This is a genomic window from Pseudomonas frederiksbergensis (assembly GCF_001874645.1).
Classification (GTDB): domain Bacteria; phylum Pseudomonadota; class Gammaproteobacteria; order Pseudomonadales; family Pseudomonadaceae; genus Aquipseudomonas; species Aquipseudomonas frederiksbergensis_B.
In genome coordinates, this window is sequence record NZ_CP017886.1 from 391,501 (window position 1) to 404,040 (window position 12,540).

Sequence of the window (12,540 nt, forward strand, 5' to 3'; positions counted from 1 at the left end):
AAAAAATTGCGGAATGAAGCTCTCGCTGTTGCGGCGACTGCATTCGGCCAGAAGTGTCCTCTCAGGTGGGGCTGCGAAACTTGGGAGGTTCAATCTGCTGGCTTGAGCGTTTCCCGAAGTTCCGCCCATTTCAACAGTGCATCCAGTGCCGGACAAAGCGCCTGACCCCACTCTGTCATGCGGTACTCCACCTTGGGTGGTACTTGCGGATAGGCGGTGCGATGCACAATGCCATCCGCTTCCAACTGGCGTAACTGCTGGGCGAGCATTTTCTGGGATATCTCGGGGATTAGCTTTTCCAGCTCGGAAAAACGTTGCACCTGGCCACCGAAGAGGTGGAACAGGATCACCAGCTTCCAACGTCCTTCGAGTTGCTTGAACACTGCTTCTACTTCGCTAGCCGCAGTAGAGGGCGTATAGATTTTTCTCATATTTCCCTAGCTTACTTTTTCGTGGGTTCTTGCCATCGGGTATGGCCGAAAGCGAGCATGTGGATGAAGAAATCCTTACATCAGTGAGGTGAAATCGCCATGAAAATCGAATTGCCTGAACCGCTCGCCAGCTACCTTGCGGCCGAAAAGATTACTGACACCGAGGTGTTGGAGCGCTGCTTCGCCAAAGATGCCACCGTGCGCGACGAAGGCCGGACGTACAAGGGGTTGGAGGCTATCAAGTCCTGGAAGCAAGCCTCCCAGGCCAAGTATCAATACAGCATCGAACCATTGAGCAGCTCGCAGGAAGGACAGACCGTGACCCTGCTCGCTCGGCTTACGGGGAACTTCCCTGGCAGCCCTGTCGAGCTCACTTACACCGTTGTACTCGTCGACGACAAGATCGCATCCCTGGAGATTCGCTAATGAGCATCGCACTGGAACTCGAAGACCTCCGGACGCTGGTCACCGGCGGAACCAAAGGCATTGGAGAAGCCGTCGTCTCCCGACTTCGCGAGGCTGGCGCAAAAGTCCTGACAGCTGCGCGCTCGCGTCCCGAACACCTGCCCGAGGACCTCTTCGTCTCAGCGGACATCACCACCACCGAGGGTTGTGCCAGCGTCTTCGATGCCGTCCATGATCGTCTCGGCGGGCTCGATATCATCGTTCATGTCGCTGGCGGCTCATCGGCTCCAGCCGGTGGCTATGCGGTGCTCGACGACCAGGAATGGCAACGGGCTCTGGACCTGAACCTGTTCTCAGCAGTTCGCCTTGACCGAGCGCTGTTGCCTATGCTGCTCAAGCAAGGTTCGGGTGTCATCATCCATGTCACCTCTATCCAGCGGCAGCTTCCGCTGCCTGAATCCACACTTGCGTATGCCGCCGCCAAGGCCGCGCTCTCGAACTACAGCAAGGGCCTTTCCAAAGAGGTCAGCCCCAAGGGCGTGCGCGTGGTCAGGGTTTCACCGGGATGGGTGGAGACGGAGGCATCAGTCGCCTTTGTAGAGGAGATTGCGAGGCAGAACGGCACCGATTATGAGGGTGGCCGCCAAATCGTAATGGGCTCGCTGGGAGGCATCCCAATCGGACGCCCCGCTAAACCAAGGGAAGTAGCCTGACGCCGAGCGCGAAAAATCCGCACCCTAACGTGAGATAAATAGCTTCAGATTCTTTTGCACCTGTTGCAACAGAATATCAAAACAGGTCGGCCTGAACGTTCCAACTGAAGTTTAGCTCCTCCTTTGCTTCGCTCCCTTTCCAGACGCTCGCTCGTGAGCAGAGCGTACAGGACACAAAAGGTCGTGACGCCCCGAGGATGGTTTACCGTTCCTGCTCGATGAGCCAGGTGGGTTGAGCGGGACGAAGTTCCTGAGAGGGAAAGCCAGGCGATTGTGGCCAGTCACGCAGCTCACGCCGGTAGACTTGCAGCGCCGCGTATTGCTCGGCTTTGAGCGTGGTTGTCGGGCCACCTTCTAGCTCGTCACGGTGGCGCGCCACGACGCTGTCGGTCGTAGCCAACTGCCCGTCACGCCAAGCGCGCTCGATGTCAGCCAACTGCTCGGGGGACATCGGCGGACGCTCAATCAGAGACGGCGGCTCAGTATCGAAACTGATCTTCTTGCCGTTTCCTTGCCCCGTCAAAAGTTCGGCATGTAGCTCGGCTGATATTTCAATCGCGTCCACCGGAAGCTCACCGCCTAAATCTGGATCGTGAAAAAGTCCCGTTGTCTTACTGGAATAAACCATGATCGTTTCCCCTTAAATCCCAAAGGCCAACACCTTGCCCGCCGATTGACTGGCGGTGTAGTTCGTCTGCAAAAGCACTTGGCCAAGACCGTTAGCCATGCCTGCCACAAAGGGCGTCCCACTGGCGCCATAAATAACGCTGTCCGTCATGGTGACCAGGCAACCGAAGTTCATACTCGGAAAAGCAATCGGCAAGTTGTAAGCGCCCGAAGCCGGACCCGGACCCGAGAAGGTCGCGGTCATCCATTGAACGATCAAACCGGATGGTAGTTTTTGATAGCCTGACGGACCCAACATGCAAGCCCACGGTCGGGTTTTCCCGACCACCCCCGTGCCGGTCAGCAACCAAAGGTTCATGCCGATGAACATGCAATCGACGTAGGTGTCTGGCGGAATCGAGCGCGTGGCAGCCGTCCACATGCCGTCTATATTTTCCTGCATCTTGTCGGCACCCTGAACACTCAGGGCCATAGCGTAAGTGCCCCAGTTCTGCACCCGAATGGCAGCCCCTACTGGAATGTTGTTCGTTGCACTGTCAGGCAGACTGTAGGAGTTGTTCGTAGCCCCCGAGCAATGGACCACCCCACCAACGTGGCCGACAGCTCCCGGTGTCGCCCCCGAAAACGACCAGAAGCCTGAATACTGATGCCCTCGGGCTTGCGCTGCCTCCGTACTCATCACCTGGGTGCTGACATCGAACCGAGGAGGAAGGGCCGTTAACGGCTTACCCCGCAGGACCGGACTGATAAAGTCCGATTGCTGCAACTGCACATTGGTGGCATCACAGAACAGCAAGGAGGACGTGTTCGGCGTGATCGCAATCCCTACGCCCGCCGCCGTTTTTACCGTCACCGTAAAGGCGCCCGTCGTGACGTTCTGCATTTGGAATCGAGCAGTCACGTTTGGCACGATCACCGTTTTGTTGCCGGTCAACACGCCTGACAGGTACACAATGCCTGCACTCAGTTGAGCCGCTGTCAGCACAATATTGCCGGCCCCAGCAATATTCACCGAAGTAGCGCCATTGATGGCGCTCTGTACAAACTCGGAGTTCACTACCGACTTATCGTTGGCTCCAGGGGGCGGCGTGGGGGATTTCGGATTGCCGGTCAGGTTCACGCTGTCAAAGTCGCTCTGCTGCTGAGCAATGGTGTTTGCACCGGTCACAAACAGCAGAGTTGACGTGTCCTGCGTTACCGCGACCCCCGTACCGGTCGCCGTTTTCACAATCAAGGAAAAGGCACCAGTGGTGCCATTGACCACCTGAAAACGCGCGGGCAATGTCGGCACGATGATCGTCCGGTTACCGGTGAGAGTCCCGTACAGACTCAGCGTTCCGGTCCCGGCCTGAGCCGCCGACAGCGTTAGAACGCCCGAGCCCGAGACATCAATGAACGTATTACCGTGCAACGCCGTGCGCACAAATTCAGTGTTCGACACGGACAGATCATTGTCCCCGGCTAGCGGGGTTGGCACCTTTGGGTCACCCGTGAACGTCGGACTAGCCAACGGTGCTGCATCATTGATGATTTTCTGAATTTGATCCTTGAGCCATTTAGTGCGACTCGCGAGCTGTCTTGCCTGGAGGTTGTCGATACCTTCCGGCCCACCCAGCACAGGATCTGATGTTTCGAGCTGATAGACACCTGGTGCCCATTCATTTGATTCGGGTAGATCGGCCATTAGCTGCTCCCATGGTTGTATTGGCCGTCGCGGCGAGCAACGCCGTTGTGTCGGATGGCTACCGATTGATAGTCGAGCGACACCAGTCGGCAGCGAGTCGGTGCGACGGAAAGTAAAAGTCGGCGCAGGAGCGCGGCCTGATCGTTGGTGATAACGCGCTGGAGATACACCCGGTAAAGCGCCCACGCTGAAGGGGCGCCATGGACGTGGCTCCCATCTCTGGTGATGGAGCCGTTGTGCACCTGGTTGTTCAGTCCTTCCTGCAGGACCACCTCACCGAACCCCAGCAGCCGAATGACCTCGCGCATCGCCCAGGGGGTGCCTTTGAAGCGATGCAGTTCGGCGGCGCTCTTGATCAGGTTGCGCTTGGCCTCCTCGGACTCGGCCAACATCCAGGCAGCCTCATCGAGGAGCGAGAATTGATCGGCCAGGGTCGGCAGTAGTGACGTTTTCACCAGGTCGATCAGGTAGACCAACATCACGTTGAGATCGAGGTCGGTCAACGTCTCGTCGAGCAACTCACAGAGCAGCGCAAAACGTTCATCACCGGCCAGCGCAGGGGGCAGCTGCTGATCAGCCATAAGCCACCCCAGCATCGATCAGTTGAATTGAGGTGCAGTTTGCCCATTCGTTGCCTTGCAGTTCGCGCAAGGCAGCAGGCAGCTCCAGATCGGCGCGGTACACACCAGTCACCTGGAGCAGTGCCGTCAATTGCTCCTGCACAATATCCCGTCCGAGTCCGGCCCGACGTTCTACGGCATAGGCGTCAGCTGCGGCCTGCGCGGCAGCCATGGCATCGCTGCGGACTGCGTTGGCGTAAAAGGTGAGCCGTGCCTTGATCTGAAAACCTACCTCAGTCGGTGACAATGCCTTGACGGTGTCACACAAGGGACGGAGTTTTTCGCCGCTGACCTGATTCTTGACCTGTTGCAGCAGGTCGTCCGATGGCAATCCGTTGGTGGTCAACGGGTACAGAGCGACATGACCATCTGGTTGCCCTTCGTCCGGCCCATGCACGGCGACATCAATAATCGACTGATGCACGGCCAACGCGTGGTAGCGATAGGCACCGCGACTTCCGGCATTGCTGAACGCCTCAGGCGCCAGGATGATCCTCTCACGGTAACGGTCATCCTCTTCGTCCTCGACACCGTCAGCTGTGACTCTGGTGTTACTAGCGACCAGCCCCGCTGCTGGCGAGGTACCAATGCTGCTGATCTGTCCGATGGTCCAACCATTACCCAACTCACCAGCAATCAGGCACGTCGCAATGACAGTCACCTGGGTCTGCCCCACTGCAATGACAACATCCTGATCCGTCACGAACGTCAGCTTCGCATCCTGGGTACTGACCTGAGTTCCAACAGGAATCAACAAGGGTGCCAGCACGGCGGCGGGCATGCGGAAACGCAAAGGGCATTGAGCGGGTTGTGCCAAGAGCCTGGGTGTAGCCACCAATTCACCGAGGTAGTCGAGGATCGGTCCGCGAGCGAAACGCACCAGGAGCTGCTCGCCTGCGTTCTGAATACCCATCTGCAACCGAGTGACGGCGTAGGCAATCTGGTCGATGTACAGGCGCTCGATCTGGGCCGGGTACAAGGTTTTGCCGGACTTTTCCTCATAGCGGGCAATCAGTTCGGCTTCAAGCGCCGCAGGATCAATCTTGATGAACTCGGGTTTAGGCAGCTCGCGCATAAGGCACCTCGGTCACTTGGGTGATCCCATTAGCGACGCGCCAGAGCACTCTCACGGTGATCTGCGCTTCATCTATAAGGACTTGCACCTGGACCACCGTGACGCGGTTTTCCCAAACACGAATGGCATCGACCGTTTCGCGCACCAGGTGCGGAGTCACACGGTTGGTGGGCCAGTCGAGGTAGAGGTGAAGATCGCTGCCAAACTCTGGCCGATGAGGATCACTGCCCTTGGGCGTGGTCATGAGGATCCGAATGACCTGGTCAATATCGCGCAGCCCCACGACCACTTCACCCGAGGTGCCGAGGGCAGGCTGCCAGTGAGCAGCGGTGAGGCTTGTGTAAGGGATGGATGTCGTCATGTGCCCATGATGGGACGGTCGGCGAGCGCCGGCTTTTAATCTGGTTTAAAGACGGGCAACATCAGTGCACCCCCCGACTAGGAGCTGGTATGGACATATGGAACGTCGACAAGCTGGTCTTTTTCATCGCATTTGTGGTTCCAGGCTTCATCAGCCTGAAAACGTATGCGTTGCTCCAGCCGACTCAGATTAAAGACACCTCTCAGCAGTTGGTGGATGCCGTTGCTTACAGCTCTATCAATTACGCCTTACTGATGGGCCCAATTTACGCCATTGAACATATCGACCTAAGGTCCACCCACCCAACGCTCTATGTTCTTTTCTACGTTGTAGTGCTGCTTTTGGCGCCAATCGGCTGGGCTTGGGCATTCTTATGGCTCAGAAAAACGCAGCTTCTTCAGCGTTCAATTGCACACCCAACTGGAAAGCCGTGGGATTTCGTCTTCAGCCAGAGAACCCCCTACTGGGTGATTGTTACGCTGAATGATGGACGTCTGGTTGCAGGGCTCTATGACTCGAAGTCCTTTGCCTCAAGCAGCCCGGCACCGGAGCAAATTTACCTCCAGGAGACTTGGGTGCTGAATGACAACGGCGGATTCGAAAGGTCGAGAACGGATTCTGCGGGCATCATCATCCTCGCTAAAGAAATCGCTACACTTGAGCTGTTTCACCTTAGAGCCCCACAGGAGAGTGACAATGACGAATAAAAGAAATGACCCTTCCGAGAAGTACGGTTACCAACCAAGTAAGGGCGACTCCCATCCTACAAAAGATGGCTATGCACCGCCGCCAACCAGCGAAAGGGCACCAGCGCCGCCGCCCAAGAATCCGTAAGTAGTGACTCAGAGTTTACTCATATAGGAAGAATGACCATGACGGACAAGAAAAGTGAAACGAACAAGCCAGTGCTTACACCGGGCCTAGGTCAGGATGGTTACCAGCCGATGACCCAGCGTCCCAATCCCCAAAGCGTAACCAAGCCCGTTGCACCTCCCCCCAAAAAGCCATAACGCAAAGGTTCCACCCAAGGGCATGTTTAATGATCGTGATGGTTTGAGTTACCTCCCGTATCCATGATCGTCCCGGTAGCATTGATATTGCCATTCACCTGTAGGTCACCATTCAAGGTGACCTGTGGGATGTCCAAGGTCGCTGAAGGCGCCTTCACCACCACCAGGTCACCAGATTCGACGGTCAGGTTCTTGGCGCACTTGAGCAGGGTCGCCCCGACGCAATCCAGGGACATCACGCTGGCCACTTGGTCATACGTGATCACGGTGCCATCTTTGAAGCGTACATAGTCAGTCCCTTCATCTATTACCGGTGGCGGTTCTACGGTTGAATAGATTCCGCCCAGGTACACGCCACCGACACCATCGGCATCGAGCAGCACCGCGACCTGTTCATTCAGTTCCGGCATGATCGGGCGGCACTGGATACCCTGAGTGTTGCGCTGGGGCACATTCAACCAGTAACTCTGCACCCCATCACGATCATCCAGCCGCACACGGATGCGGCAGGTTTTGTAATCAACGGCACTGACTTCGCCGTATTCCAGTTCAACGCCCATTCATTTTGCCCTTCATTATTAAGCCACCACTTCGTGTTCGATACCGTAGGTCGACAGCGCCAGGTCGGGCTTGGAGTTATCCAGGGTGAAACCAATCGACGGCGCCGACACCCGGCAGACTTCCTGGTCGACGGTGTAGCCGCCACTGCGGGTCATGCGGTGTTGCGACGAAAGGATCATGTAGTTGCCACCCAGCTTGCCTGCGGCGACCAAGGTCACCACATTGCCGCTCACCAGGTTGGGACGGCCCATGGCGGTCCAACTGCCCGTAGTGCGCTCACGGTTAGCCTTGGCCAGCTCGGCCTTGGCTTTGGCTTTAGCCACTTCGGCGGAGGCGGCGCGTTTGCGACTCTTCTTGGTGTCGGCACTGGTGGTGGTCTTGCTGGCGCTGCTCGGTACCGCGACCGTCTCACCATTGATGATTCGGTAGCTGACCAGCTGCTTCTTGACCGGGTCTTTGTGCTTGACCTCGACGGCCTTCGGCACGTCCTTGATCTTGTCGCGTAGGTGCACGTTGGCTTGATCCTGCAATAGCTGCCTGGCGACCGGCTTGCCTTTCGCCAGTTCGCTGATGGCGTGGAACACCAGCTTGTTGCCGGTCACCTTGAATGCGTAGTCGTATTCGTCCGCCAGGTTGCTCAGGAAGGTCAGGTCGGAGTCCTGCTGGGTCAGGCGGTCAAGCTTGATGGGTTCGATGCTGCCGATCAACTCCAGCCCCAGGCGGGTTGCGATCTGCTTGGCCACGGCGTCGAGAGTGAGGTTTTCATAGGCGCGATGTTCGGTAGTGCGCAAAGCCGTGTTGATACCGGCAGCCAAAGCATGGATGGTCACGGTTGAAGGTGGGCAACGCAGCTCGACCTCATCGATCTCAAAGCGGCCCAGCGTTCGAAGTGGCGCACCCTCCCAGCCGATGGCCAAGGTTAGTGCATCGCCATGCCCTGGATACCAGGCATCCCGCCATTTACCCTCGGTGTCCTCCAACTCGACCTCCAGACTATCGGCCTGCCCGGACAGATAGTCGATGTACGTCAACGAGAGCAGATGCAGGCTGATGTTGTGGGTGATGTTGCTCTGTTGATAGGTCAGCACGAAGCGCGCTTCGGGCACTTGCTTGGGGATCAGCGCATCCATGGGGGAAGATCCTCGGCGGTGACCACCGGCTCCAACATCGGAATGGCCAAGGTTAATCCGGCTGGTAAAGCGGCAGTCAGCGGCACGTGCAGGTTGGCCTGAACGATCGGCAAATACCGATGAGCGTCACCGTAGTAGCGCCAGGCCAATTGGTCCCAGCGTTCGCCTTCGGTTGTTACGTGGGGAATGAACATCAGGCCCTCCGGGTTAGTACGTCAGCCGCAAGGCCCGACAGGCGTTTACTGGCGCTATCCATGGTGGTGATGGCCTGCCCCAGGTATTGATGGGAAGCTGAGAAACGGTCGACGATATTCCCCAGGTCAACCGGATTCAGACTGGAGCGTGCACCCATCACGCTGCCCAGGACGTCCTCACCGAGTCGGGACAGATCGGCGCCGTCGTTGAGCAACCCTGCAGCTGACGTCAACCCTTGCAATGGTTCGATAGCCCGCGCCGTCACCCCCAGCAACTGGGGAACTTGTCCGAGGATCGTCGAGGCGTTGCCACTTTTGACTGTCTCGTACAGGTTTTTCCCAGCACTCAAGACGTTGCTGGCTGATTTTGCGTGACCGATCACCAACTGAGTGGTGCTGGGCGATGGGGTCAGCCGCGAGATGAGTCCAGGTGAACCAAGACCATTCGCTGTACCACTCAACGCCGGATTGAGCAGACCAGGTCGAATGACCTTGCGGGTAAAGGCCCCGGTGTACTCGCGCAGGCTGACTTGCACGGTCGATGCGACGACTTGGCCGACAGCAGTAGCGCGGCGAATGGCGTTGCTGATGTGAGTGATGACATAAGGGCCCAGGTATTCACCGCTGCCCATGACAAAGGCCAAGGGTTCGTGTTGGCTTTTGGCCTGGCGCAGTGAGCGCAAGCGTGCCGCTGGATCACCTAACAGCGGGTGCAGTTCAATGGTCAGGTTGATCTCGTCCAGTCCTTCGCCAATCCACTCCAGTAACGGCTTGCCCTGGATACGTGCATGTTCGGCCCAGTCCGCGGAACCGGTTTGCTCCATGCCGCTAATGCCACCGGCCACGGTGAATTCGATAGTGCCCAGGATGGCAAACATCAGGTGCGGCCTCCACCCGTTGAGCCGTAACTGCGGCGCTGTCGCTCGTGTTCAAAGCGCTCCATCATCCGCAAGAACTCGACATAGCTCGCCTGCAACCCCTGATTGACTTGCTCCATCACACCAGGACCACCTGGCACATTGATTTGAGGCGAGAAGCTCACTTCGATTTTTCCGCCCATACCGCCACCCCCCATCATGCTGGCCATCGAGACATCGGCGGGGTTCGGTGGGGCCATGTTGACCCTGGATTGGGACGCCATGTCCAGGGCCGCTTTGCGTACCAAGTCGGACTGACCGGTGATCCCCAAGGCTGCGCCTTCACTGACATTGGCACCGTAGCCCATGAAAACCCGGCTGGGGGAATGGATCTGCAGATCCCCGGTAAACCAGCTTTTGATGGACGAGCCCAGTTCTAACACCGCATCCGTGGCGGCAGAGGCTTTGTTCTTGATGCCGTTGACCAGGCCATCAATGATCATGCTGCCGAACTCGGTGAACTTGCCGGGCAGTTCAACACCGAAGTAACTCATCACCCCGGCAAAGGCTTTGTAGAACAGGCCCAGGGGCGAGAAGTTGACGATCAACGCGGCAACACCGGCCAGACCGCCGTCAAACGCTTTCGGTATCTCGCCGATACCTTCCAGAAGCCACCGCACAGGGGCCAGTAAGCCGGACAGCACGGCGCCGACAGCCCGACCGAACTCGATTCCTGACCAGGTGGCCTTGCCCAGTTCATCGCCCGTCACCTGAACTGGACTGAACAATTCACGGAACCAGGTGATCACCGGTTTGATGAATGTTCCCAGTTTGGCCAGCAATGGCGCCACCGGAGCAAAGGCTGCTGAGAACGCATCTCCTATCGGTTTGAGTCCATCCTTTAAACCAGTAAAAAAGCCAATCATCCAGGCCTTGAGTGGTTCCCAGTTTCTGTAGATGGCTAAACCCGCAGCAGCGACTATTGCAATTCCTACGGCAACCGCACCAATGATTAGCCCAATAGGATTCGCAACCAACACCGCATTAAAAAAAGCCATGGCTCCCGATAAGCCGGGAAGCACTGCCGTGAGTCCTATGACACCCGAAATAAAGGGCGCGAGTCGAGTGGAGATCAGAGCACTGTTAAGCAAGGTGGTCTTGCCCGACAGCACTGCCATGGTGGTGCCCACACCGTTGAGCGCTGATGCCCCAAGATTGGCGCCGTACTTCAAGGCGATGAAACCCAGCTTGAGGGCAACGACCCCGGCGACGGTCTTGATTACGCCGCTGACCAGCCCCGCGTTTTCTTCTGTCCAGGCCGAAAATGAGCGAATCAGCGGAATGGTCGCGTTGGTGATGTCGAGCAACGCCGGAAGCAGGATACCGCCCAGCCCAATGCCGACATCCGTAAGACCCACCGACAGCGCCTTCAACTGCTCCTTGGGGCTGCCCATGCGCATCGCCCAATCCTGATCCAGACCTCCCAGATCAGCGGCCTCGATCCCGCCTTTTTGGATGCTGGCTTGTTCGGCCTGGTTGGCCAAGGCCGGACGCACAAAGGACAGTACTTGCTGGTCGCGAAACAACTCGCCCAGTTTGTAGGCTTCATTCAAACGATCCAGCGCGATCTGCCGCTCCTGGTCATCTTTCATGGCCATGACGCGCTGGAAGCCAGCGGCGGCAGCCGGACCTTTAGTGCTGGTGTACTTGGTGATGGTTGCCATCATGGCCTGCATCGGTGTCAGGCCTTTACTGATCATGCCCCTCATCGTGTCTTGCAGGTCGATACCGGCATCCGCAAACGCTTTTAACGTGTCGGGTGCGGTGATCTTCGACAGGAAGTTTTTGAAGTTGTTGGCCGCCTCATCGTTGCTGCCCGCGCCTTTACGGGCGATCTGTAGTGAGGCGCCAATCTCGGCCACGGCGCGTTCGCCGGTAATACCCAGGGCGGCGAATTGAGGTGTTAATTGCGGCAACCACTTGGCCATGTCCGCCAGTTCAAACTGACCCCGTTTACCGGCATAGGCCAGGATGTTCATAGAGCGTTCAAGGCCCGCCGCACCAATGCCCAGGTTGTCATTCAGCGCGATGGCCACCGAGCCGAGATGTTCCATGCTGGCCCGCGTGGCCGTTGCGGCTTTGGCCATCACCGGGGCATAGGCCGCGAGTTCCTTCGCGCTGGAGATGCCACCGGCAATCAATACCCCGGTGCCGTTAGCCACTTCGGTTTGTGTCTGATTCCAGCGCAACGCTGATTCGCGCATCACATTGCTGAGGCGTTGTTCTTCTTCCGCGTCAAAACCACCGGTAATGGAGATGTCACGCGTCTGGTCCTGAAAGTCGATGGCTTGACGAAACGACTGCACAACGGGGGCTCCGACCACCGCCGCTGTGCCCAGTGTTTCGAGTGCCTGCCCGCGCAGTTCGCCCCGTTCGTTTTTCAATTGTGCGCCACGGGCCAGGCTGGTGTTGAGACGCTCCTGCTTGACCTTGAGCTGATCAATGGCGCGACCGACCTGGTCGTACTGGCGACGTAGGCGTTCCACCCCAGTACCGCCCCGCGCCAGGGACGCCGCCAGTTCGGTGCCGATGAGTTTTTGCTTGGCTGTGAGTCCATCGGTCGCTCGACCGAGTTGCTGAACGGTTGATTTGGCAGAGCCGAAGGCCGCACTCAAGGTGCCGGAAACGGCGGCGCCGATCTTTAACCCGACGAGAACTTCATTGGCCATGGCGTGCCCAGCTATTTATAGGATGGAAGGTGTGTCGCCCTGATGCGGGCGACACAACATTGCGCGGGGAATGTGGCGAAGGTTACTGCTTGTTTAGCTGCTCGATCCGACGATTGATCTCGCGCTCACACGACTCGACCCAG

Annotated in this window: 14 protein-coding genes; 3 read left to right on the forward strand and 11 right to left on the reverse strand. The window is 57.8% G+C overall.

Annotated elements, in window-relative coordinates:
- Positions 1 to 89 precede the first annotated feature (89 nt).
- Positions 90 to 431: a winged helix-turn-helix transcriptional regulator gene (locus tag BLL42_RS01775; RefSeq protein ID WP_071550514.1), complete on the reverse strand. Its 342-nt coding sequence runs from the start codon at positions 429 to 431 to the stop codon at positions 90 to 92.
- Positions 432 to 530: 99 nt separating this feature from the next.
- Here BLL42_RS01775 and BLL42_RS01780 point away from each other — a divergent pair, with 99 nt between their 5' ends.
- Positions 531 to 857, forward strand: coding sequence for a nuclear transport factor 2 family protein (locus BLL42_RS01780; RefSeq protein ID WP_071550515.1), 327 nt, complete (start codon positions 531 to 533; stop codon positions 855 to 857).
- Positions 857 to 1,549 (forward strand): SDR family oxidoreductase, encoded by a 693-nt coding sequence (locus BLL42_RS01785; protein WP_236721955.1) that lies wholly within the window; start codon positions 857 to 859, stop codon positions 1,547 to 1,549. Before BLL42_RS01780 ends, BLL42_RS01785 begins: the two co-directional genes overlap by 1 nt.
- 202 nt (positions 1,550 to 1,751) lie before the next feature.
- On the opposite strand, the gene BLL42_RS01790 is transcribed toward BLL42_RS01785, so the two are convergent.
- Genes BLL42_RS01790 through BLL42_RS01810 form a run of 5 tightly spaced genes read right to left on the reverse strand, consistent with a single transcriptional unit; the run spans position 1,752 to position 5,916 of the window.
- Complete coding sequence (locus BLL42_RS01790; protein ID WP_071550516.1) at positions 1,752 to 2,177, reverse strand: phage tail assembly chaperone; 426 nt, start codon at positions 2,175 to 2,177, stop codon at positions 1,752 to 1,754.
- Between the two features lie 12 nt (positions 2,178 to 2,189).
- On the reverse strand, positions 2,190 to 3,860 hold the full coding sequence (locus BLL42_RS01795; RefSeq protein ID WP_071550517.1) for a gp53-like domain-containing protein: 1,671 nt from the start codon (positions 3,858 to 3,860) through the stop codon (positions 2,190 to 2,192).
- Positions 3,860 to 4,441 (reverse strand): phage tail protein, encoded by a 582-nt coding sequence (locus tag BLL42_RS01800; protein ID WP_071550518.1) that lies wholly within the window; start codon positions 4,439 to 4,441, stop codon positions 3,860 to 3,862. Before BLL42_RS01800 ends, BLL42_RS01795 begins: the two co-directional genes overlap by 1 nt.
- Entirely contained in the window at positions 4,434 to 5,555 is a 1,122-nt protein-coding gene (locus tag BLL42_RS01805) for a baseplate assembly protein (protein WP_071550519.1), read from the reverse strand. Before BLL42_RS01805 ends, BLL42_RS01800 begins: the two co-directional genes overlap by 8 nt.
- On the reverse strand, positions 5,539 to 5,916 hold the full coding sequence (locus BLL42_RS01810) for a GPW/gp25 family protein (protein WP_071550520.1): 378 nt from the start codon (positions 5,914 to 5,916) through the stop codon (positions 5,539 to 5,541). The genes BLL42_RS01805 and BLL42_RS01810 overlap by 17 nt, the downstream gene beginning before the upstream one ends.
- 89 nt (positions 5,917 to 6,005) lie before the next feature.
- Between BLL42_RS01810 and BLL42_RS01815 the strand changes: the two genes are divergently transcribed.
- A complete protein-coding gene (locus tag BLL42_RS01815; protein WP_071550521.1) occupies positions 6,006 to 6,623 on the forward strand; it encodes a DUF6338 family protein in 618 nt (205 codons plus the stop codon).
- 329 nt (positions 6,624 to 6,952) lie between these two features.
- On the opposite strand, the gene BLL42_RS01820 is transcribed toward BLL42_RS01815, so the two are convergent.
- From BLL42_RS01820 to BLL42_RS01840, 5 genes are read right to left on the reverse strand one after another with little or no spacing between them, the layout of a single operon-like run.
- Entirely contained in the window at positions 6,953 to 7,486 is a 534-nt protein-coding gene (locus BLL42_RS01820; protein ID WP_071550522.1) for a phage baseplate assembly protein V, read from the reverse strand.
- Between the two features lie 18 nt (positions 7,487 to 7,504).
- Positions 7,505 to 8,617, reverse strand: coding sequence for a phage late control D family protein (locus BLL42_RS01825; RefSeq protein WP_071550523.1), 1,113 nt, complete (start codon positions 8,615 to 8,617; stop codon positions 7,505 to 7,507).
- Positions 8,605 to 8,811, reverse strand: coding sequence for a tail protein X (locus BLL42_RS01830; protein WP_129586924.1), 207 nt, complete (start codon positions 8,809 to 8,811; stop codon positions 8,605 to 8,607). The genes BLL42_RS01825 and BLL42_RS01830 overlap by 13 nt, the downstream gene beginning before the upstream one ends.
- Entirely contained in the window at positions 8,811 to 9,689 is an 879-nt protein-coding gene (locus BLL42_RS01835) for a phage tail protein (RefSeq protein WP_071550525.1), read from the reverse strand. Before BLL42_RS01835 ends, BLL42_RS01830 begins: the two co-directional genes overlap by 1 nt.
- A complete protein-coding gene (locus tag BLL42_RS01840; protein ID WP_071550526.1) occupies positions 9,689 to 12,397 on the reverse strand; it encodes a phage tail tape measure protein in 2,709 nt (902 codons plus the stop codon). The genes BLL42_RS01835 and BLL42_RS01840 overlap by 1 nt, the downstream gene beginning before the upstream one ends.
- Between the last annotated feature and the right edge of the window lie 143 nt (positions 12,398 to 12,540).